Origin of the sequence: Halosegnis rubeus, from assembly GCF_009184545.1 — an archaeon.
In the GTDB taxonomy this organism is placed as follows: Archaea; Halobacteriota; Halobacteria; order Halobacteriales; family Haloarculaceae; genus Halosegnis; species Halosegnis rubeus.
On the sequence record NZ_QJOW01000001.1, the window covers coordinates 217760 to 237575 of the forward strand.

Here is a 19816-nt window from a genome sequence, read left to right on the forward strand (position 1 = left end):
GGGTCGGGGTCGCAGACGGGGGTATGAGCGACGACGCCGACCCACTCCACCGGATCATCGCCCGCAAGGTGCGTGCCAACGGGCTAAATCCACGCTGGTGGGTGACGAACGCATATCCGTGGCTCCGCCGTCGACTCCGTGACGCTGCGTTCCGCGGGCTGATGGATATCCGGCGTCGCGACGCCTTCGACCACTACGAGGCCGAGTGGGACAATCTCGTCATCCTCGACGCCTGCCGGTATGACCTCTTTGCGTCCACGCATGACCTACCGGGCGAACTCGAACAGCGCCACTCCAAGGGATCTGCGACCGCCGAGTGGCTCAGCCGTCACTTCGCCAACCGCGACGCCCACGACACCGTCTACGTGACGGCGAATCCGATGTATCGCGCGACCGAGTGGGTCGGCGCGGACCTCTCGGAGACGTTCCACGACGTTATCGACCTGACCGAGGGTGCGTTCGTCGAGGACGGCACCACGATGCCGTACACTGTCGCCGCCGCAGCCGCGTGGGCCGCAGACGAATATCCCGACAAGCGGCTGCTCGTCCACTTCATGCAGCCACACCACCCGTTTGTTAGCCGATTCGCCCGCGAACGCGGGCTGCTTGACCCCGAGATGCGCCTCCGACAGTTCGTCACCGACGGCGAGACCAAGACGGAGGTCCGGGCGTGGCGCGCGTGGGGCCGGCAGGTTGAGGAGGGGGAACTTCCCGTCGAGACGCTGTGGCGGGCCTACCGCGAGAACCTCAAACTCGCGCTCCCTGCTGTCCACGGCCTGCTTGATGCGCTTGACGGCCGAACCGTCGTGACCAGTGACCACGGCAACATGCTCGGTGAGCGCGCGACCCCGTTCGCCGAAACCGTCTGGGGCCACCCGCAGGAGTACCAGACGCCCGAACTGGTCGACGTGCCGTGGCTGGTCACCAATCCCGACGCGCCGAGACGGGAGACGACGGCCGACCCACCAATCGACCGCACCGCCCGCGACAATAATGAACTCTCCGACCGACTCTCCGCGCTCGGGTATGCCTGACCTCGAAGGGCGGGCCGCCCGCGGCGGGCTGTGGGCGGCCGGCGAGACCGCGCTCGTCCGCGGGCTCGAACTGGTCCGGTACGTCGCCATCGCCCGCCTGCTCGTCCCGAGCCAAATCGGGCTGTTCACGTTCGGTATCATCACCCTCTCGGTCGTCAAGCAGTTCTCAAATCTGGGTATCGACGCCGCCATCATCGCACAGGACGGCGACATCGACCGCCAACTCGACGCCGCCTTCAGCCTCCAAATCGTTCGCTCGCTCGTCCTTGCCAGCCTCCTCTACGTTGCCGCGCCGATCCCGGCCGCCGTCTTCGGTGACGAGTCGGTCGTCCGACTCGTCCGGCTCATCGCCATCATCCCGCTCATCGACACGGTGGAGAACCCCGCGACCGTCGTCTTCGAGAAGGAGCTGAACTTCCGGCGGCGCTCGCTGTTTCGAGTCTCCGGCGTGCTCGCGAACGCGGCCGTCTCGATTGGACTTGCCTACCGATTCCGGTCCGTCGACGCACTCGTGGCCGGAGTCATCGCCGGCGCGGCGGTTCATACCGTCGTCTCGCATCTCCTCACCGACCACAGCCCGTTTCCCTCGTTCGATATCGAACAGATGCGCACGCTGTTCGACTACGGCAAGTGGCTCACCGGCAGTTCCATCGTCTCGTGGATTTACCGCGAGGGAGACGACGCACTCGTCGGGGCCGTCGTCGGGAGCGCCGGGCTCGCCTACTACCGGAGCGCGTTCCAGTTCGGACAGGCTCCCCAGTCGGAACTCACGGGCGTCGTCAGCGAGGTGGCGTTCCCGACCTACGCACAGGTGAAGGACGACGCCCACGCCCTGCTGGTCGGCTACCGGCGGACCCTCGGGGTCGCCGTGACAGCCGTCTTCCCTGCCGCCGCCGGCACCGCACTTGTCGCGCCGGTGTTCGTCCCGGTCGTGCTCGGGCCGGGGTGGGAGCCGACGATTCGCCCGCTCCAGATTATCGCGCTCGCGGCCGTCGGCCACGCCGTCGCGGCCACCGCTGGCTCGCTCTGGCAGGCGCTCGACCGCCCGGACCTCTCGACGAAGACACAGACGCTCTCGATGGTCGTCCTCGCCGTGACCGCCGTACCCGCCACCCTCGAATACGGCGTCGTCGGCACCGCGGCCGCCGTCACCGTCACCGCCTTCGTCGTCGCGCCGGTCCGCATCCTGCTCGTCGCGCGGCTGCTCGATACCTCGATTGTCTCGCTCCTAACGCCGGTCGCCGGACCGGCACTCGCGACGCTGTTGATGGCTGCCGCTGTCGCGCCGACGGTCACAGCCCTCCCGACGACGCTGCTCGGACTGCTCGGGAGTATCGGGGTCGGCGTCGTCGTCTACGGCGTGGCCATCCTCGTACTCGACGTGACCCGGCTCGACACCCTCGACCCGGTTCGGGAACTGCTCGACGCGCTCACCTGAGCAGCCCCTGCTCCGTGAGCCGGCGCTCCTTCTCCTGACAGAAATCGGTCCACGTCGGGACAACATCCCGGTTCGGCGTCTCGTCGCTGTCGAGTCGCGCGGCGACAGCGTCGGCCCACGATCCGGGGTCGGGGTCAGCGACCGAGACGGCCGGCTCCGCGGCGAGTAGTTCCTTCGCGTAGGTGTCCGTCGCGAGCACGACGGGCGTCCCGACGCCGTACGCCTCCAGCGGCGACAGCCCGTAGGACATCCACGCCGAGCAGCCAAACACGTCCGCGCCGGCGTAGTAGCCCGGCAGGTCGGCGTCGTCGACGTAGCCGGCGAACGTCACCCGACGCTCGATGCCGGCGTCGGCGACCGCCTCGCGCAGGCGTTCCTCGTCCGGGCCGGTGCCACAGACGGTGAGTCCCGCGTCGTAGCCACGCTCCGTGAGCTGAGCGACGGCGCGAATCTGGGTCTCGATGCGCTTGCGCGGGTCGAGTCTGCTCACCGACAGCAGGTCGTGCTCGTGATTGGAGAGCGCTCGGGGGTCGTGACCATCCAGCCACGCCGCGTCGATACCCGGCCGGACGACGGTGCTGTCGGCGTCGTACAGCCCGTCGAGTTCGCGGGCGACACGCTGTGAACCGGTGAAGACGGCCGCCGCCTTCCGGAGCCCGCGCCCGCGAACGCGCTCGCCAATCGTCGCCCACAGTCGTTGTCGCGCCGAGAGGTCCGGCGGGTCGTGGAACGTCCGGTGGCCCGGCACCTCCGAAACGAGCCGTTCGTAGACCGGCGTGTCGACGTGTGGGACGAGCCGCGGGTCGTCGGCAAACCACAGCACGGAGCCGTGGACGTGAGGTGCATACGGCGTCCCGTCGAGACCACAACAGACGCTCACTTCCTCGGTGGCGTAGTGGGAGAGAACGAGGTCGGGGTCGCGCTCGGAAAGCAGGGGACGAAGCCGGCGAACGCCGCGCCATCCCTTGTGCGGGCGGCCGTATTCGACCGTCTCAACCGAGTCGGGCAGCGTCTCCGCCACGTAGCCGGCGTCGTACTCCGGGGCGAACACCGTCACATCGTGGTCGCCGGCGAAGTGGGTCGCTTCCTCGATACAGAGCCGTTCCGCGCCGCCGGGGGGTACGAGCGTGAGACCGAAGACGACGCAGACGTGCATATCCGGCGAACGCGGCGACAGGAAAAGTCAGTTGTGCTCGGTGCCGTTCGGCTACGGCAGGCGAACGGACAGGTGCTTACTCGCGCGATAGCTCCGCCACCCGCCGAGCGCCGACGCGAGCGGGACGGCCCGCGCGGGCGTCGGCCGGGTTCGAAAGGCGCGCCAGAACTCACCGATGGCGGCACGGCGTTCGCCCGCTTGAAGAAACTGCTCACCGGCCTTGCGCGCTGTGTCCGCGACCGCCCGTTTGCGCGCCGCCGGATACTCCTCGTAGAGGGCGGCGTACTCGTCGATGATGTCGCGCCGGCCCCGAATGACACCAGGTGACCGGCTCCGAGCATCTGTCTCAACGGCCCGCTCCACTAACGGTTCATTGACGCAGTAAAACGAGTCCGACACGCAAGTTCTATCATTAATCCAAGATCATCTCCCCCTGGTCGATCAGCGAGTGGAGTGACGTTATCTAACACCGTCGAACTCATCAGCATCGTTGAGGTGACGCACGGTGCTATATCGAACGCTAACGCTCTATCAAGGACCACCCCCGTCCGACCCGGTCGCGGACACAGCGTTCTACCGTTCTCGAACACTCGGCCACAGTAGCTCACCCCTACGTCCGCCTCTTGGAGTTGTGCGACACCTCTCTCCAGTCGAGTCTCGTGAAACCAATCGTCGTCGTCAAGCAGGGCAACGAACGCTCCGTTCGCTCGTTCGATTCCAGCGTTCCGTGCCATATTACCTCCTCGATTCTCCGACAATGAAATGTACGTCAGCTCGTTTGTAGCGTAGCTGTCAACGACTGGGCGTGCGTGTGACTCACCGGAGTCATCGACGACGATCAATTCGACCTCCTCGTGTGTCTGGTCGAGTACGCTGTCGATAGCGGTTTCCAATCTGTCGTTCCGGTAGTGTGTCGGAACGACGACAGAGACGAGCGGCGACACGGTCGCTTTGGTCGCTCTGAGCGTGAATGTCTTTCGGGTGGGACCAGTACACTGAGGTGGTGTCAGCGGCTCAGTCTGGTATGTCTATCCCAACAGTCGAACTTCACGGCCCGTTCGCGCGCGACGGGGAGACGCTCGCTGCAGGGTACGGTTTCGTTGACGGCGAGGGGTACGCCGACGCGGCACTCGCCAGTTGTCTCCCCGATGATGGGGGAGAACTATCCGAGACACTAGCGGACGTTGGCGGGTTCTGGGCTGTCATCCACGAGGGAGAACCGACCGTCGTCACCGTTGACCGACTACGGAGCCACCCGCTCTACTACGTTGCTAACCCTACGTCTGCAGAGGGTCCCCTCGTGACCGACGACGTGGATACCGCTTGCCATTCGGTCGCCGGCGACCCCGGAGATGACCCTCTCGCGGCCGGTGAGTACCTGCTGACTGGGCGGGTCTCTAGAGACGAAACTCTTGTTCCCGACATCGTCGCTATCCCTCCGGGAACACAACTTGTCATCGAAGGTGACGATACGCGCTACGTTGAACACGTCAAGTACACACACGAGAACACCAGCAGCGACAACCTCACAGCCCGGTACGAACAGGCGATAGAGACTGCATTCAACCGACTCATCGAATACGCCGATGGACGACCAATCGCAGTGTCGTTATCCGGTGGACACGACTCACGGCTCGTCGCAACTGAGCTCGCTCGCCGCGAATACGACCCCGTCGTCGCATTCACTTACGGTGGGGCACACACCGAGCGCGAGGTAGCCGAACGTGTCGCCGCCGATCTCGAACTGCCCTGGTCGTTCGTCGATTTCGATCACGAGACGTTCCGGGCGTGGTATCGCTCTCTCGCCAGACCGGCGTTTGACTGTGCTTCGGGGTGGATTGCTTCGGTACCCAACCCATCGTTGGCGTTCGCGATGGAACTGCTTCGAAGACGCGGAGATATCCCACGGGAGACGGTTGTCGTCACTGGAGACGGCCCACAGACGACTGGCGAACACCTCCCAACGTCGTTTCGTGGAAGCGTCTCGCGGTCGCAGTTCGTTGATGAACTCCTTGCCCACAACTACGGCACGTGGGTGTGGAATCGTGACCGATATCAAGCCTCGCTCGGTGAGCGCGTGCTGGCGACCGTTCCAGACGCGCCGTTCGAGGACGGCACGGAGCGTGTCCCAGTAGAAGTAGCTGCGAGTGCGTACGAACGGTGGGACTGGCGGGAGCGACAGGCAAAGCGCATCCGTTCGACCCCGGCGTATGAGCACGCTGGATTCGACTGGTGGTTTCCGTTGTGGGATACCAGTATCATGGAATTCTGGCAGTCGGTCCCGCTCGAACATCGACGGAACAAGCGTTTCCACGACCGATACACCGAACGATACTACACGAGAACGTCCTCGCTGTCTGCCCCCGAGGAGACGTTCTCGTCAGGAAAGAGTCGAATGCGGACACATCTCGAACAGGTGATTGGAACGACGCCGGTCGTCGGTCAACTTGCGCGTGCGATTCGTGACCGACTCGCGTCACCGGGTCGGTCCTACTACTCGGACCCGACGCTCGGAATGGTCGATAGCAAAACGTTCGACGATGTCGTTGACCGCCTCTCAGACCGTAGCGTGCCGCCATCAGTGTATTTTCACGCACTCCTGTTGTTGGACCGAATCGAAGCTGACCGCGTTCCTCCGTCACTGTCGATTTTCCCTGAGTGAACGGCGTGCGTGAAAAGTATCGAATACACGACATTGCAGTACTCTTGCGCTGGAAACAAAACGATCAGCTCCGATGGCTATCTGTTCTATCTCTCCATATTATCGTCTCGAAGTGCCCGAACGCTCTCGATGGCGTCGGCGAGTCGCCCGTTGCGGTAGTGTGTCGGGATGACGACGGAGACGAGCGGAGCCATACTCGGGGTTCACCCTCCGTCGGCGAATGGCTTTCGACCGCCAGCCGGAAGGCTGATTGTGCGACTCCCGGTGAAACGGGTATGGACGACCGGACGCGCCTGCTCTCCGAGTGGGTGGCCCAACCCCCCGCCGGCCCGCTCGTGCAGTATCTCCGCGACGCCGAGCGACGCGCCGCCCTCGATGCCCTCGGTTCGCCGACCCACGTCCTCGACATCGCCTCCGAGACCGGGGTCACTCGCGCGCTCCCCGACGACGCGACCGTCACCCGCCTCGATTTCTCGCCCGAAGCCAGCGCCCGCGCGCGAGACGCCCTCAATGGGATCGAGAACTTCGCGTCGACGACGCCCGAGTCACCGACGCTCCCGTTCGGGCGGGCGCGGTTCGACGCCGCGGTTTGTGTCGGCCCGCTCGATTGGCGGTTCCTCGACGCCGACGCTCTCGCCCGCGAGGTGAGCCGCGTCCTCACGCGCGCGGGGACCTTCGCCGTCACCGCTCCGACGCCCGAATCTCCATATCACGCCGGCGGTCGCTACGAACTCACCTACCGGACCCCCGACGAGTTCGAGAGCGTGTTGGCCCCGCATTTCCACCCTGACGACCAGACGTACATCTACCAGCCGCCCGAGAAGGTGCAGTGGCTCGCGGGCAACCTCCCGACTGGCCTCGAACAGCGGGTCGCCGACTACGCGCAACGCCGCACGGAGACCTGCTCCCGTGACCGCGCCAGCTACGTCGTCACCGGGGCGACCGCCCCCGGCTACCGCGCACGACTGGATGACGCGCTCGACTGCCTGCTCCGCCCGGTCGACGACCACGGCTTCTTCGACCCCGAGACCGACCGCTTTCACGGCCGACTCGACTACTCGCTGACGGACACGAGCGCGATGCGCTGGCGCGCCGGCGAGGGGTCGCGGCGCCGCTACGGCCCGCTCGCCCTGCTCGGGGTGGCGCGCTGGCGACAGTCGCCGCTCGGCGACGACCGCTACGACGACCGAATCTCCCGGCTCGCCGACGGCTACGAGACGCTCGTCGAGACCGAGGGGGACGAGCTTCCGAGCTACGCGCTCGGTCCCCTGACCGGGGCGTTTGCGCTCCTCTCGATGGCCGGTTTCGACACGCTCTCGATCGCAGAGGACGCGTTCGCCCGGTCGCGCGACCGCTTCGCGTTCGACCACAGCGAGGACGGTCTCCTGCTTCACGGCTGGAGCTATCTTCACGACGCGACCGAGGACCCAATCGAGGTGACCACCGCCCTCCGCGAGGGCGCACAGGCCGTCGCCGCCCGACAGGACCCCGAGACGGGACTGTTCGCGTTCGACAACCCGACGACCGACCGCCACCAGAACCAGATGTACGTGCTCTGGGGGCTGTGTCGCGCTATCGAGGTAGCCGCCGGCGACGGCTATCTGGAGAACGCCACGGCCGTTCTCGACTACACGCTCGACACGCGGCTCCGTGATGACGGCGCGCTCCTGTGGCTCGAACCCGGGCGCATCGAAGAGCTGAGCGTCGCCCTCGGGCGCGGTGAGTACCCCCAGTGGAAGCTGCTGTTCGCCTGTCATCAGTCCTTCTTCGCCATCGCGGCGGCCCACTACCGACGGGCTGGCGGTGACCGTAACCTCGACCGACCGGTCGAGCGCGCGATGGCGTGGCTCCACGGGACCAACGACCTTGGGCGGGACCTGACCGACCTGACGGGACTCGGCGTGCCGGCCCGCCATCTCACCACCGACGGCCGGCTCGATGCCCCCCGCGAGCAGTTCAAGGGGGCCTACGAAATCGGCGCGTATCTGTTCGCGCTCACCGAACTCACCGCGTGGTGAGGTCGTCGTACACCCGGCGCAGTCGCTCGGCGTCGCGCGCCCAACCGTACTCCCCCTCGACGGCGCGGCGACCCGACTCGCCGTAGTGGGTGAGGTCTTCTCCGACCAACTCCGAGATTCGCGCGGCGGTCGCGGTCGGATTCTCCGGCGGAACCACGACCCCCGACTCCGTCTCGCGGACGATACGCCCGAGCGGGCCGACGTCCGTGACGAGCACCGGCGTTTCGAGCGCCATGTACTGAAACAGCTTGTGCGGCACCGTCGTCGCGGTGTGGCCGGTCTCGCGGTGTGGCACCGTCGCGAGGTCGCTCGCCGCGATGTAGCGGGGCACGTCTGCGAAGTCGACCCACCCGGTGAACGTGACCCGGTCAGCCACACCCTCCGACTCGGCCAACTCCCGAAGGCGACGGTCCGACTCCGCGCTTCCGGAACCGACGAGCAGGAGCGACACCTCCGGCGGCGTATCCGAGAGCGCCCGAATCAGCGTCTCCAGCCCGCGGTGTGGCCCGAACGCGCCGACGTAGGAGACGACGAAGCCGTCGGGAACGTCATCGGGACCCGGCGTGTGGTCCATCGTATCGATGCGGTCGAGGTCGACCGTGTTCGAGACGACGTGGACGCGGTCGGGGTCGCCGTCGCAGTCTGTGATGTAGTGGTCGCGCGCCTCCTCGACGACCGTCACGAGCGCGTCCGCCTGCCCGACGGCCTCGCGCTCGGCGCGCTCGATGCGCGAAATCGGCCGGAGGAGTCGACCCTGCAGTCGCTCGAGCAGCGACCGCTCGGAGCGGTACTGTGCCATCGCCGCCGGATAGTTCTCGTGGAGGTCGGCGACGACGGACACGTCACCGAGCGAGCGGGCGACCCGCAGCCCTGTCCGGACCAGCGGGAGGTCGTGGACGTGGAGCACGTCGATATCGTGGACCGACGCAAACCGTCGCGCGCGCCGGAACCAGATGGCGTCGAACGAGCCGAACAGGTAGCTCGCGCGGTTCACCGCGCGGGTCGCCACGCTGTAGCCGTCCCAGTCGATGCGCTCGATTGCGACGCCGTCGACGGCCGCCGGCTCGGTCCCCTCGCCTGCGAGACAGAGCAGATACACCTCGTGGCCGGCTTCCCGGAGTGCTGCCGCCTCCTTCCGGACGCGGATATCCTCCGGGTAGCTCCCTCGCAGGAGCATCCCGACCTTCATCCGTCCACCTCCAGCGTCTCGACCAACGCGTCGACGATACGCTCGCCCGCCTGTCCGTCGCCGTAGAGGTCCGGATGGCCGGTCATCGCGGCCCGCGCGTCGGCGTCGGTCGCCAGCGCCCGGAGTCGCGTTGCGAGATTCGACGGCTCGACCAGTTCGTTCACGCCGGCCTCGACCGTCTCCGGGCGCTCGGTGTTCGGCCGTACCGTGAGACACGGGGTTTCGAGGACGGACGCCTCCTCCTGTACCCCGCCGGAGTCGGTGACGACGACATGTGCCCCGTCGAGTAAGGCGAGGAAGTCGAGATACCCCTGCGGCTCCGCGAGCCGGAGCGAGCCGTCCGGCTCGACTCCGAGCGCCTCGATTGTGGTCTCCGTGCGCGGGTGGGCGGGGAGGACGACCGGTATCGGCGCGCCGTCGAGTGCGCCGAGAATCGCCCGCAGCCGGTCGGGAGCCTCGGTGTTGTGCGGCCGATGTATCGTCGCGAGCGCGTACCCGTCCGACTCGACGCCGAACCGCGAGCGCGCGTCGGACTGCTCGCGCGCGACGGGCGCGTGGTCGAGACACGCGTCCACGACCGTGTTTCCGGTCTGCGTGACGCCCACCTCGATGCCCTCGCCGGCGAGGTTGGCGACGGCGCTCTCGGTCGGGGCAAACAGCAGCTCCGAGAGGTGGTCGGCGACGACGCGGTTCACTTCTTCGGGCATGGTTCGGTCGTAGCTTCGCAGGCCGGCCTCGATGTGGCCGACGAGCGTGTCGCGTTTCGCCCCGGCCAGCGTCGCCGCGAGGACGGCGTTCGTGTCCCCGAGCGTGAGCACGGCTGCCGGCTCCCGTTGGGCGATATCGGCGTCGATACCGACGAGCCCGTCGGCGGTCTGTTGTGCGCCGCCGGTGCTGCCAACGTCGAGATTCACCGCCGGTTCGGGCAGCCCGAGCACGTCGAAGAACTCGCCGCTGAGCTCCGCGTCGTAGTGTTGGCCGGTGTGGAGCAGTCGCGGCTCCGTCGCCGGCTGTGAATCGAGCGCGCGGAGCACGGGAGCCATCTTCACGAGTTCGGGTCGCGTCCCGACGACGGCGAGCACCGTCACCACGTCAATCCCTCGTAGGTCATCCCCTCGCGGGCCTCGATGATGCGCCGACCGTCCACGACGACCTGTCGCGCCATCGCGTCGAACTCGCCATCGAGGGCACCGAACGCGGGCCAGTCGGTGACGACGAGCGCGCCGACGGCTCCCGAAAGTGCGTCGCTCGCGCTGTCGGTGTACTCAACGTCTGGGTACGCACGCGCCATCGTCTCGCTCGCGTCCGAGGGGTCGTACGCCGCCACCTCGGCCCCTCGTTCCTGTAGCCCGGCGATGACCGGCTTCGCGCGCGAGCCGCGGATGTCGTCGGTGTCGGGCTTGAACGCGAGTCCGAGCACGGCGACGCGTTCGCCGGCCACGTCGACGTGCCGGTCGAGGAGTTCGAGCAGGCGACGCGGTTGCGTCTCGTTGACTCCGACGACCGCGTCGAGCAGTTCGGGTTCGTAGTCGCGGTCCCGGGCGGCGGCCCGGAGCGCGTCGGTGTCCTTGGGAAAGCAGCTACCCCCCCATCCCACCCCCGACCGGAGGAACTGCGCCCCGATGCGGTCGTCCAGTCCCATCGCCTCGGCCACCTCGTAGGAGTCGACGCCGTACTCCTTGCAGATGTTGCCGAGTTCGTTGATGAGCGAGACTTTCGCGGCGAGAAAGACGTTGTTGGCGTACTTCATCATCGCGGCCTCTCGGCGACCCGTCTCCACGACCGGCGGCTCGTCCGGGAGGGGTGCATACACCGCCCGGAGGGCGTCGAGCGCGCGGTCGTCGTCGGTGCCGATGACGACCTTGTCGGGGTGCATGAAGTCGTCCACGGCGCTGCCCTGTGCCTGAAACTCGGGGTTGACCGCCGTCGCGAAGGTCTCGCCTTCCGGACCCGCGGCCTGCTCGATGCGCGGGACGACCTCCTCTTCGACCATCCCAGGGATGGCGGTGGATTTGACGGCGACGGTGTGGAACGTCTCCTTCTGTGCGAGTGCCTCGCCGAGCGATTCGGCAGCGGCGAGGACGACCGACGGGTCGATGCTGCCGTCCTCGCGGGCGGGGGTCTGGACGGTGATGAACGAGCAGTCCGTCTCGCGGACGGCGGCGTAGTCGGTGGTCGCGGAAATCCGGTCGGCGTTCTCATCGTACAGCTCACCGAGCCTGGGTTCGGCCATCGGTGGCTCGCCGGCTTCGATGCTCGCGACGACCGATTCGTCGATATCGATGGCCGTCACTTCGTGGCCGAGCGCGGCCAGACAGCCGGTGAGAGTCGCGCCGACGTAGCCGGAGCCGATGACGCTGACGTGCATACGTGCGCTTTGCTACCCCCGGACTTCAGCGGTTCGCTACTCGTCCTCGCCGTGACTGTGCCCGTGACTGTGTCCGTCCAAGGCTCCGTCGAAGTCGTCGACCGGGATGACGGAGTAATCGACCGAGAGGGTGTCTTTCGTCGCGCGAATCTTCCCGACGAACGTGGAGATCTCGTCCAGCCGCCCCTCGACGATGAACAGCTCCATGCAGTAGTGGTCGCCGACGTGGTTGTGGACGTTCGAGGTGACCAGCCCCTCGTGTTCGTGGCGCAACTGCATCATGCGCTGTTCGGCCGCCGAGGTTTCGTAGTTGAACAGCACGGTGATGACGCCGATGAGCCGGCGGTCCTCCAGCCGTTTGTCCTCGAACTCGCCGAGCAGATTCCGCGAGGCCTCCCGGACGACCTCGCTCCGGCCCGTGTAGCCGTGCTCGTCGGCGAACTCGTCCAAGCGGTTCAACAGCGACTCCGGCATCGACACGCTGACGACTGTCATGTTGTGAACTTACGGACGGTCAGCTGTTAATGATTGCTACTCTCAACGCAGGGACAAGAATTTCCTCCCGGCTCGCGTTCCACCGGTATGTCCGCCGAACGCGTGCGCGCCGCGACGCGGGTGTGTTACGCCTGTGGCGCGGCAACAACCGCCCCCGCCGTCCGCTGTGACTGTGGCGAACCGCTGTGGCTCCCCGAGGTCACCGACCCAACCGAAACCGACGCGCCGGGCATGTGGCGACATGCCGGCCTACTGCCGGTCGATTCACCCGGCGGCGTGGCCGACGCCGTCGGTGACACACCTCTCGTCGCCTCCGACGCCGTGGCCGACTTCGCCGGCGTCGACGTGTCGCTCAAGCTGGAAGGCCACGCGCCGACCGGGTCGTTCAAAGACCGGGGGAGCGCGCTCGCCGTCGCTGCCGTTGAGGCCGGCTACGCGGGCGACGTTCGCGCGGTCGGCACCGTCTCACACGGCAACATGGCGATGAGCACCGCCGCCTTCGCCGCGAGCGCGGACCTCCCGTGTGTCGTGCTCGTTCCCGACGACATTCCCGAATCGCGACTCGGCGTCATCGCGCAGTACGACCCGACAGTCGTCCGCGTGGACGGCGATTACGGGCGGCTGTATGAGCGCTCGCTCGAACTCGGCCGCGAACACGACATCGCCTTCCTCAACTCCGACGTACCGCTGCGCGTCGAGGGTCAAAAGACCACGGCCGTCGAGGTGTGTCTCGACGCGGCCCCCGACGCCATCGTCATGCCGGTCTCAAGCGGGGGTCACGCCAGCGGCGCGTGGAAGGCAGTCCGTAAACTCCACGCCGCCGGCCGCATCGACCAGATTCCTGACCTCCACTTCGTGCAGGCGAGCGCCTGTGCACCAATCGACGAGGCGTTCGCCCGCGGGGATGATACCGTCGCGTCCGTTGATGGCGGGGAGACAATCGCCTACTCGATTGCCAACGCCGACCCACCGAGTGGAGATCGCGTGCTCACCGCGGCTCGCGACACCGGCGGAACAGTCACCAGCGTCGACGACGACGCGACCCGCGCGGCCCTCGACACTCTCGCACGGGCCGGTATCAGCGTCGAAGCCTCGTGTGCCGTCGCGCTCGCCGGCACGCGTGAGTTGGTCCAATCGGGGCGACTCGACTCCGACGCTGAGGTCGCAGCAATCATGACCGGTACAGGACTGAAGGAGGCGAGCGGTTCGGCCGACACCGCCCGCGCCACCGTCGACAGCCTCGATACTGTGCTCGGCGGGGTCGGAGTCGAGCGGTGAGCCGTCGTCGGACCGTCGCAACCGGGGGCGCGTTCGTCGTCGGATTTCTCGTCGTCGGTATCGCGACGACGGCACTGCTCGACCCGTACGTGTGGCCGTCGCTCGTGGTCGGAATCCCGGCAGGAATCGTCGCTGGGGTCGTCGCTGCCCTCGCCGTCCGGCTCAGTTCGTGAGCGGCGCGCCGAAGCTCTTCTCGCGGGCGAGCACCGTCTCGTGGGTCAACTCACACTCACAGGACACCTGCTCGAACACCGAGGGGTCCTGTCGCAGGTCGAAATCTTTGATGGCCGTCTGGACCCGGTCGTCACACTCCCCGCAGTTGTGGGGGCCGCGGTCGGAGCCGTGGCCGACGGGGTCGGAGACGACGATGGCGTCGGCGTCGGCGGTCGCTTCGAGCACCTCGCAAATCGACCACAGCCACGGCGGTCGGTAGCCGCCGTCGTGATACAGCTCCTCGACCATCGTGTACCGCTGAACGTTGGTCGGGTTCATCGAGACGGTGTGACACCCCTCCACGTCGGCACACCGACGCACCGAGGACTTCATGTCCGCGACCGCCTCGCGCTCCGTGAGGAACGGCGGCTTCAGGAGGAGATACGCCTTGATGCCGGCGTCGACGGCCCGCGCCTCGGCGCAGGCTGTCTCGAAGTCGGCGAAGTCGAAGTACTTGTTCACGCAGTCGTGGCGCACCCGGTCAGTCGCGGTTTCGAGCCCGACCGCGACGTCCGTCTCCAGCCCTCGGTCGGTGAAGTCGGTCAGCTTCTCGCGCTCCACGAAGTCGGGCAGCGACTCGACGACGATGCGCTCGCGGTTGCTGAACGTTTCGCCGATGGCAGCACGCGTCTCGGCCGGTACCTCGCGCTCGTCGAGGAAGGAACCGGAGGTGTAGATTTTGATGAGTTCCGCGGGGTCGTCTGCATTCTCGCTCTCGTGGTCGAGACAGTGGTCGATCTGGGTCATCAGGTTCTCGTGGCCGACGCTGCCGCCGTCGACGGACTCGGCGACGTAGCCACACATCGTACAGCCGCCGGCGCGTGCCCACCGACAGCCGCCGGTGTTGAGAATGATGGTGAGCGACTGTTTCACGCCGTTCGGAGTGTTGTCCTCGTCGAGCCAGACGCGGGTCGGCTCGGTCGGGTCGTACGTCTGGTCGTTTCGCGCCCGAATCTCCCGCATCGCCGCGTTGTGGGCGTCCATTCCCCGGTTCGACTCGTAGACCTCGGGGCTCGGCTTACTCATTATCCCGGATAGCGGGCGGTCGCTGAAAGCCGTGTCGGGTGCCGGTCGCCCTGTCACTCTACATTCGATGGCTCCGTACGACCACGTATGGCGAGTGAGGATGCGAACCAGGACGCCACGACCGTCTCCGTGACCGTCGAGCGACGGCTGGACGCTCCCCCCGAGGTCGTGTGGGACTCCATCGGCGACATCAGCGTGACCCGGGCGATGCTCCCGGGGTGTGAGAAACTCGACTTCGGTGTCGACCGCGATTACGTCGAGGCTGGTGACGAGGGCACCGCGACCATCGCTATCGGTATCGGTCCCATCTCACCGTCGTTCGAGACCGATGTCGAGGTGCTCCGGCGCGACTACCCGGAGATGGCCATCACCGCCAGCGGGAGCGCCGCCGGCTCCACCTTCGACACGACGGCCGACCTCAGCCTCGCCGCGACCGACGGCGGCGAGCAGACCGACGTGACGTGGGACGCGACCGCCGCCGTCACCGGCCGCGTCGAGACCTTCTCGGGCGCGCTCAAGCCCGTCGTCGCCGAGGTCGCACAGCGCTTCTTCGAGCAGCTCGACGACCACGTCACCGGCCGAACCGAGCAAAGCGACTGACGACGGCTGTGCCGACTGCCGCACCGAGAGCGTCGGCGAGCATGTCTCCGACCGAGAACGCACGTGTCGCGAGCGGTAACTGCAGACACTCGATGAGGACGCCGTAGCCGACCGTCACCGTGAATGCCAGGACCAGCCCCTCGACTCGCGGCCGGTCGCCAGCACGTAGCGCGTAGCCGAGCGCGACCGCGAGCACGGCGTACCCGCCCAGATGTTGCCACTTGTCGAGACCGACACCCAGCAGCGTCGGTGTCGGTCCACCGCCGGCAGGCAGGAGACTCGCGACCAGAATCACCCCGGCGACGAGCGCGACGAGGAGCCAGCGACGCCGCGGGGTCACTGGCCGCGTTTCCCTTGCACCGCGGTCAGCAGGTCCTCGAGCGCCTGCCGGGCGATCTGCTCTTTCACCTCCGCCCGCGTGCCGTCGAACTCGTAGCGGCGAACCCGCGCGAAGGAGTCCTGCGTGCCCCACTCCCCGCGGTAGGCGACGCCGACAAACACCGTCCCGACGGGCGTCTCCTCGCTTCCGCCGTCGGGGCCGGCGATACCGGTCGTCGAAAGTCCCCACGTCGTGCCGGCCGTGTCGCGCACACCGCGGGCCATCTGGCGAGCGACCGGCTCCGAGACCGCGCCGTGTTCATCGAGCGTCTCGCGAGACACCCCGACGAGGTCCATCTTCGAGTCGTAGCTGTAGGTAGCGAGCGTCCGGTCGAAGTAGTCGGAGGAGCCGGGCACGTCGGTCAGATACGAGCCGATGAGTCCCCCCGTACAGGATTCGGCGGTGGCGACGGTGGCGTCCGTCGCGCACAGCGGCTCGGCGATGCGTTCCTCGATTGGTGGCTCGGCGGCGAACTCGCGCATACCCGGGGTTCGTCTGCCGGACGCTTCAAACTACACCGCGCCGGTGTCCGTGTAGGTCCACCGCTCGGTCACCAGTCCGTCGTCGTCGAACCGGTGGTGGTCGGCGAAGCCGAACGCGACCGTCTCGCCGCCCTGTTTCCCCTCGAAGCGCCCGCGCACGGCGACGGTGTCGTCGCCGACGGTGAGCGACTCGACGGTGTGTTCACCCTCCGAGAGCGGACGGTCCTCGCGGTAGAACCGCTCGAACTCTGCCATCCCGTCGAGCGAAGGTTGGCCGGGTCGGTGGTAGGTCACGTCGTCGGCGAACAGCTCGAACACCGACTCGAGGTCGCCGGCGTCGATGTGCTCGTAGTAGTTTCGGATGCGTTGTGCGTCAACGTCGGTCATACGCGAGGGTGTGCGGTCGCGAGCAAAAGCGTTCGGCTCGCAGACAAAAGCGCCAAAGCCGACGGGGGCCAACGCCGGCCATGGACGATGACAGGCCACTGTTCTTCCACGTCATGGCCTACGCCGACGACGCCGACCGCGACGTCATCGACATGGTGAGTGGCGATCCCGACTGGGAGCCGCCGACCGCACTCCGCGAGGGGATTCGCGAGTTCGCCGACGCGCCGGTCGCCGACTACCAGTACCCGCCCAGCGAGGGACGCGGTGACCTCCGTGACCTGCTGGCCGACCGCCACGACGTACCTGTCGAGCGCCTCGTCGTCACGAACGGCGGGGGCGAGGCGAACCACCTCGCGATGGCCTGCGGACTGGCGGCCCACTCGGGCAACGAGGTCATCCTCACGGACCCGGTGTACCCCTACTACGCCGACCGCGCCGAGCTACTGGGTGCCGACGTGACTTACGTCCCAGTCGCCGCCGACGGAACCCTCGACCCGGCTGACGTGCGAGCGGTCGCGAGCGAGGAGACCGCCCTCATCGTCGCCTGCTCGCCGAACAACCCGACCGGCGCGGTGTACGGCGAGTCGGTCAAGCGCGAGCTGACCGACATCGCCGAGTCGAACGACGCACTGTACGTCAGCGACGAGGTGTACGAGGAGTTCGACTTCTCCGGCCGATTCCACTCCGCGCTCGCGTTCGACTCCGATAACGTCGCCGTCACCAACTCCGTCTCGAAGGCGATGGCGACGACGGGACTCCGGGTCGGCTACGCCATCCTCCCCGACCACCTCGTCGACCCGGTTCGCACCCGGCATATGCTCACCAACGTCGCCGTCACTGCACCCGGCCAACACGCCGCGCTGAAGGCGCTCCGGGAGACGCCCGACGAGTACTACGCCGAGACGCGGGCCATGCTCGAATCCCGCATCGAGCACTTCTGTGGTGCGCTCGATGCGGCCGGCGCGGAGTACATCCAGCCACAGGGTGCCTTCTACGTGCTCGCGCGGTTCGACGGCTTCCCGGGAACGCTCGACAACACCAAACGGCTCATCGACGAGGCGGGCGTCGCGGGGATGCCCGGCGACGCCTTCGGCAGCGCCCGCGAGGAGTGGCTCCGGTTCGCGCTCGTCTCCCCGCGCGCCACCGAGGCCGCCGACCGGCTCGCCGAGTATTTCGCCTGAGCAGCGAACTCTTCCGTCTCGACCTCCTTCCACCGGCTATGAGTGAAGACCAAGACGCGACCATCGTGTACGAACGCGGTGCGGAAGTGGTAGAAGAGACCGTCCCGAACAAACACCTCGTCTACTTCCAGGACCACTGGGTGCTCCACGCCGGCGAAGACGACGACGGCGTCCGCGTCCGGCGGATTCCCCGCGAGCGCGTCCAGTACGTCGAGCGGTCGGTCGGCGAGTTCGGCGACGAGGTGTCGACGCTGAAAAATCGCGCCCAGACGCTGGCCGACGACCTCCGCGACCGCCTGCTCGGCGAGGGAGAGACCCACGAGTCCCACGAGGGGGAGGAGCCGACCCACATCAACGTCGCGGACAAGTAGAAACGACACGCTTACCGGCGGCTCCGGCCGAACGACGGTATGCGCGACTGCTTCGAGGTCCGGGACTACGACGCCGCCGGCCGCATCGGCGAACTCACCGTCCCGCGGGCGGGAGTCACCGTCGAGACGCCCGCACTCCTCCCCGTCATCAATCCGCATCTCCAGACCATCGCGCCGAGTGAACTCGAACGCGAGTTCGGCGCGGAGATGCTCATCACGAACGGCTACATCTTCTACGGCTCCGACGACTACCGCGAGCGCGCCCTTGACGAGGGGCTGCACGACCTGCTGGATTTCTCGGGAGCCATCATGACCGACTCCGGCTCCTTCCAGCTCGCCGAGTACGGCGACATCGACGTGGACACTCCCGAGATTCTCCAGTTCCAACACGACATCGGGAGCGACATCGGGACGCCCGTCGACATCCCGACGCCGCCGGACGCGAGCCGCGAACAGGCGACCGAGGAACTCGCCGAAACCGAGACCGCTCTCGAAATCGCGGAAGGGGTCGACGTGGGCGAGATGCTCGTCAACGCCCCGATTCAGGGGTCGACGCATCTCGACCTCCGGGAAGCGGCGGCGGCTCACGCCTACACGACCGACCTCGACGTGTTCCCCGTGGGTGCGGTCGTCCCCCTGTTGAACGATTACCGCTACGACGACATGGTCGATGTCGTCGCCGCGGCCAAGCGCGGACTCGGTGCCGATGCGCCCGTCCACCTGTTCGGTGCGGGCCACCCGATGATGTTCGCGCTCGCCGTCGCCGTGGGGTGTGACCTGTTCGATTCGGCAGCCTACGCGCTGTACGCGCGCGACGACCGCTATCTCACCGTCCGCGGCACGAAGCAGTTGCCAGACATGGACTACTTCCCCTGCTCGTGTCCCGTCTGCACGAGCCACGAGCCGAGCGACGTGCGCGAGCGTGCCGACGACGAGCGCGAGACCCTGCTCGCGCGCCACAATCTCCACGTCACCTACGCGGAACTTCGCCGCGTCAAGCAGGCGATTCGTGAGGGGACGCTGCTGGATCTGGTGGACGAGCGCGCTCGCTCGCACCCGACGATGCTCGACGGCTACCGCGCCATGCTGGAGTACGTCGACCAGCTAGAGGAGACGGACCCCGTCCGCAAGGACAGCTTCTTCCACACGTCCGCCGAGAGTGCGCGCCGCCCCGAGGTGTTGCGCCACCACGAACGGCTCGACCGTCTTCCCGTCGACGGCGAGGAGATTCTGCTCTCGGAAGGAGCGAAGAACCGCGGCTTCGACGCGACCTGGCGGCTCAAGCCGCCCTTCGGACCGTTCCCGCGACACCTCTCGAAGACGTATCCGCTCACCGCGCAGGTCCCCGACCGGCTCTCCCGGGAGGCGTACGAGGCCGCCGCCGACGGCATCGCACGGCTGGTCGACGCGAACCCCGGGACGGCGTTCACGGTCGCGCACTTCGACTGGCCCGAGAGCGCGCTCGCCCGGCTGCCGGAGCTTCCGCTCGTCGACCTGACCGAGGAGGACGCGAACTGAAAGCGAATTAAAGACGCGTCT

The 19816-nt window shown here is 67.2% G+C and carries 21 protein-coding genes; 10 read left to right on the plus strand and 11 right to left on the minus strand.

Annotated elements, in window-relative coordinates; translation table 11 throughout:
- Window positions 1-23: 23 nt before the first annotated feature.
- Both DMP03_RS01200 and DMP03_RS01205 read left to right on the plus strand, forming a co-directional pair.
- A complete protein-coding gene (locus DMP03_RS01200; RefSeq protein ID WP_152118913.1) occupies window positions 24-1034 on the plus strand; it encodes a hypothetical protein in 1011 nt (336 codons plus the stop codon).
- Entirely contained in the window at window positions 1027-2472 is a 1446-nt protein-coding gene (locus DMP03_RS01205) for a lipopolysaccharide biosynthesis protein (RefSeq protein ID WP_172967036.1), read from the plus strand. The genes DMP03_RS01200 and DMP03_RS01205 overlap by 8 nt, the downstream gene beginning before the upstream one ends.
- Here DMP03_RS01205 and DMP03_RS01210 read toward each other — a convergent pair.
- Genes DMP03_RS01210 through DMP03_RS01215 form a run of 3 tightly spaced genes read right to left on the minus strand, consistent with a single transcriptional unit; the run spans window position 2465 to window position 4572 of the window.
- The gene (locus tag DMP03_RS01210) at window positions 2465-3628 is read right to left on the minus strand and encodes a glycosyltransferase family 4 protein (RefSeq protein ID WP_152118915.1); all 1164 of its coding nucleotides are present in this window, start codon (window positions 3626-3628) and stop codon (window positions 2465-2467) included. The two genes, DMP03_RS01205 and DMP03_RS01210, sit on opposite strands and share 8 nt — an antisense overlap.
- 51 nt (window positions 3629-3679) lie before the next feature.
- On the minus strand, window positions 3680-3991 hold the full coding sequence (locus DMP03_RS14535) for a hypothetical protein (protein WP_235908424.1): 312 nt from the start codon (window positions 3989-3991) through the stop codon (window positions 3680-3682).
- Window positions 3991-4572 (minus strand): glycosyltransferase family 2 protein, encoded by a 582-nt coding sequence (locus DMP03_RS01215; protein ID WP_235908434.1) that lies wholly within the window; start codon window positions 4570-4572, stop codon window positions 3991-3993. The genes DMP03_RS14535 and DMP03_RS01215 overlap by 1 nt, the downstream gene beginning before the upstream one ends.
- 80 nt (window positions 4573-4652) lie before the next feature.
- On the opposite strand from DMP03_RS01215, the gene DMP03_RS01220 reads away from it, so the two are divergent.
- Together DMP03_RS01220 and DMP03_RS01225 are read left to right on the plus strand one after the other, a co-directional pair.
- A complete protein-coding gene (locus tag DMP03_RS01220) occupies window positions 4653-6290 on the plus strand; it encodes an asparagine synthase C-terminal domain-containing protein (protein WP_172967037.1) in 1638 nt (545 codons plus the stop codon).
- Window positions 6291-6565: 275 nt separating this feature from the next.
- Window positions 6566-8308, plus strand: a complete 1743-nt coding sequence (locus DMP03_RS01225; protein ID WP_152118917.1) for a methyltransferase domain-containing protein — start codon at window positions 6566-6568, stop codon at window positions 8306-8308.
- Here the strand turns inward: DMP03_RS01225 and DMP03_RS01230 are convergent.
- Genes DMP03_RS01230 through DMP03_RS01245 form a run of 4 tightly spaced genes read right to left on the minus strand, consistent with a single transcriptional unit; the run spans window position 8295 to window position 12360 of the window.
- Window positions 8295-9497 carry a glycosyltransferase family 4 protein gene (locus tag DMP03_RS01230; RefSeq protein WP_152118918.1) on the minus strand — a complete coding sequence of 401 codons (1203 nt, stop codon included), beginning with the start codon at window positions 9495-9497 and terminating at the stop codon, window positions 8295-8297. The genes DMP03_RS01225 and DMP03_RS01230 overlap by 14 nt on opposite strands.
- Complete coding sequence (gene wecB / locus DMP03_RS01235; protein WP_197739274.1) at window positions 9494-10585, minus strand: non-hydrolyzing UDP-N-acetylglucosamine 2-epimerase; 1092 nt, start codon at window positions 10583-10585, stop codon at window positions 9494-9496. Before wecB ends, DMP03_RS01230 begins: the two co-directional genes overlap by 4 nt.
- A complete protein-coding gene (aglM, locus tag DMP03_RS01240) occupies window positions 10582-11865 on the minus strand; it encodes a UDP-glucose 6-dehydrogenase AglM (RefSeq protein WP_152118920.1) in 1284 nt (427 codons plus the stop codon). Before aglM ends, wecB begins: the two co-directional genes overlap by 4 nt.
- A 36-nt stretch (window positions 11866-11901) precedes the next feature.
- The gene (locus DMP03_RS01245; RefSeq protein ID WP_152118921.1) at window positions 11902-12360 is read right to left on the minus strand and encodes a CopG family ribbon-helix-helix protein; all 459 of its coding nucleotides are present in this window, start codon (window positions 12358-12360) and stop codon (window positions 11902-11904) included.
- Window positions 12361-12447: 87 nt separating this feature from the next.
- Between DMP03_RS01245 and DMP03_RS01250 the strand changes: the two genes are divergently transcribed.
- Both DMP03_RS01250 and DMP03_RS14110 read left to right on the plus strand, forming a co-directional pair.
- Window positions 12448-13638: a threonine synthase gene (locus DMP03_RS01250; RefSeq protein WP_152118922.1), complete on the plus strand. Its 1191-nt coding sequence runs from the start codon at window positions 12448-12450 to the stop codon at window positions 13636-13638.
- Window positions 13635-13811: a hypothetical protein gene (locus DMP03_RS14110; RefSeq protein ID WP_172967038.1), complete on the plus strand. Its 177-nt coding sequence runs from the start codon at window positions 13635-13637 to the stop codon at window positions 13809-13811. Before DMP03_RS01250 ends, DMP03_RS14110 begins: the two co-directional genes overlap by 4 nt.
- On the opposite strand, the gene DMP03_RS01255 is transcribed toward DMP03_RS14110, so the two are convergent.
- On the minus strand, window positions 13801-14877 hold the full coding sequence (locus DMP03_RS01255; protein WP_152118923.1) for an archaeosine biosynthesis radical SAM protein RaSEA: 1077 nt from the start codon (window positions 14875-14877) through the stop codon (window positions 13801-13803). The two genes, DMP03_RS14110 and DMP03_RS01255, sit on opposite strands and share 11 nt — an antisense overlap.
- 87 nt (window positions 14878-14964) lie before the next feature.
- Here DMP03_RS01255 and DMP03_RS01260 point away from each other — a divergent pair, with 87 nt between their 5' ends.
- Entirely contained in the window at window positions 14965-15477 is a 513-nt protein-coding gene (locus DMP03_RS01260) for a CoxG family protein (protein WP_152118924.1), read from the plus strand.
- On the opposite strand, the gene DMP03_RS01265 is transcribed toward DMP03_RS01260, so the two are convergent.
- The 3 genes from DMP03_RS01265 to DMP03_RS01275 are packed head-to-tail and all read right to left on the minus strand — an operon-like array spanning window position 15449 to window position 16725.
- Entirely contained in the window at window positions 15449-15817 is a 369-nt protein-coding gene (locus DMP03_RS01265) for a VanZ family protein (RefSeq protein WP_152118925.1), read from the minus strand. The genes DMP03_RS01260 and DMP03_RS01265 overlap by 29 nt on opposite strands.
- Window positions 15814-16338, minus strand: coding sequence for a CinA family protein (locus tag DMP03_RS01270; protein ID WP_152118926.1), 525 nt, complete (start codon window positions 16336-16338; stop codon window positions 15814-15816). The genes DMP03_RS01265 and DMP03_RS01270 overlap by 4 nt, the downstream gene beginning before the upstream one ends.
- Before the next feature lie 30 nt (window positions 16339-16368).
- Entirely contained in the window at window positions 16369-16725 is a 357-nt protein-coding gene (locus DMP03_RS01275) for a nuclear transport factor 2 family protein (RefSeq protein WP_152118927.1), read from the minus strand.
- 80 nt (window positions 16726-16805) lie between these two features.
- Here DMP03_RS01275 and DMP03_RS01280 point away from each other — a divergent pair, with 80 nt between their 5' ends.
- From DMP03_RS01280 to tgtA, 3 genes are read left to right on the plus strand one after another with little or no spacing between them, the layout of a single operon-like run.
- Window positions 16806-17906 carry a pyridoxal phosphate-dependent aminotransferase gene (locus tag DMP03_RS01280; RefSeq protein ID WP_152118928.1) on the plus strand — a complete coding sequence of 367 codons (1101 nt, stop codon included), beginning with the start codon at window positions 16806-16808 and terminating at the stop codon, window positions 17904-17906.
- A gap of 38 nt (window positions 17907-17944) precedes the next feature.
- Entirely contained in the window at window positions 17945-18277 is a 333-nt protein-coding gene (locus DMP03_RS01285) for a hypothetical protein (protein ID WP_152118929.1), read from the plus strand.
- A 39-nt stretch (window positions 18278-18316) separates the two neighbouring features.
- A complete protein-coding gene (tgtA, locus tag DMP03_RS01290; protein WP_152118930.1) occupies window positions 18317-19795 on the plus strand; it encodes a tRNA guanosine(15) transglycosylase TgtA in 1479 nt (492 codons plus the stop codon).
- Window positions 19796-19816 lie beyond the last annotated feature (21 nt).

Bases quoted from the DNA above. Each gene is read 5' to 3' on its own strand.
- DMP03_RS01280 (WP_152118928.1), top strand. From the start codon at position 16,806: ATGGACGATGACAGGCCACTGTTCTTCCACGTCATGGCCTACGCCGAC.
- DMP03_RS01260 (WP_152118924.1), top strand. From the start codon at position 14,965: ATGGCGAGTGAGGATGCGAACCAGGACGCCACGACCGTCTCCGTGACC.
- DMP03_RS01230 (WP_152118918.1), bottom strand. From the start codon at position 9,497: ATGAAGGTCGGGATGCTCCTGCGAGGGAGCTACCCGGAGGATATCCGC.
- DMP03_RS01245 (WP_152118921.1), bottom strand. From the start codon at position 12,360: ATGACAGTCGTCAGCGTGTCGATGCCGGAGTCGCTGTTGAACCGCTTG.
- DMP03_RS01205 (WP_172967036.1), top strand. From the start codon at position 1,027: ATGCCTGACCTCGAAGGGCGGGCCGCCCGCGGCGGGCTGTGGGCGGCC.
- DMP03_RS01270 (WP_152118926.1), bottom strand. From the start codon at position 16,338: ATGCGCGAGTTCGCCGCCGAGCCACCAATCGAGGAACGCATCGCCGAG.
- DMP03_RS01200 (WP_152118913.1), top strand. From the start codon at position 24: ATGAGCGACGACGCCGACCCACTCCACCGGATCATCGCCCGCAAGGTG.
- DMP03_RS01220 (WP_172967037.1), top strand. From the start codon at position 4,653: ATGTCTATCCCAACAGTCGAACTTCACGGCCCGTTCGCGCGCGACGGG.
- tgtA (WP_152118930.1), top strand. From the start codon at position 18,317: ATGCGCGACTGCTTCGAGGTCCGGGACTACGACGCCGCCGGCCGCATC.
- DMP03_RS01285 (WP_152118929.1), top strand. From the start codon at position 17,945: ATGAGTGAAGACCAAGACGCGACCATCGTGTACGAACGCGGTGCGGAA.
- DMP03_RS01250 (WP_152118922.1), top strand. From the start codon at position 12,448: ATGTCCGCCGAACGCGTGCGCGCCGCGACGCGGGTGTGTTACGCCTGT.
- DMP03_RS01275 (WP_152118927.1), bottom strand. From the start codon at position 16,725: ATGACCGACGTTGACGCACAACGCATCCGAAACTACTACGAGCACATC.
- aglM (WP_152118920.1), bottom strand. From the start codon at position 11,865: ATGCACGTCAGCGTCATCGGCTCCGGCTACGTCGGCGCGACTCTCACC.
- DMP03_RS01255 (WP_152118923.1), bottom strand. From the start codon at position 14,877: ATGAGTAAGCCGAGCCCCGAGGTCTACGAGTCGAACCGGGGAATGGAC.
- DMP03_RS01210 (WP_152118915.1), bottom strand. From the start codon at position 3,628: ATGCACGTCTGCGTCGTCTTCGGTCTCACGCTCGTACCCCCCGGCGGC.
- DMP03_RS01225 (WP_152118917.1), top strand. From the start codon at position 6,566: ATGGACGACCGGACGCGCCTGCTCTCCGAGTGGGTGGCCCAACCCCCC.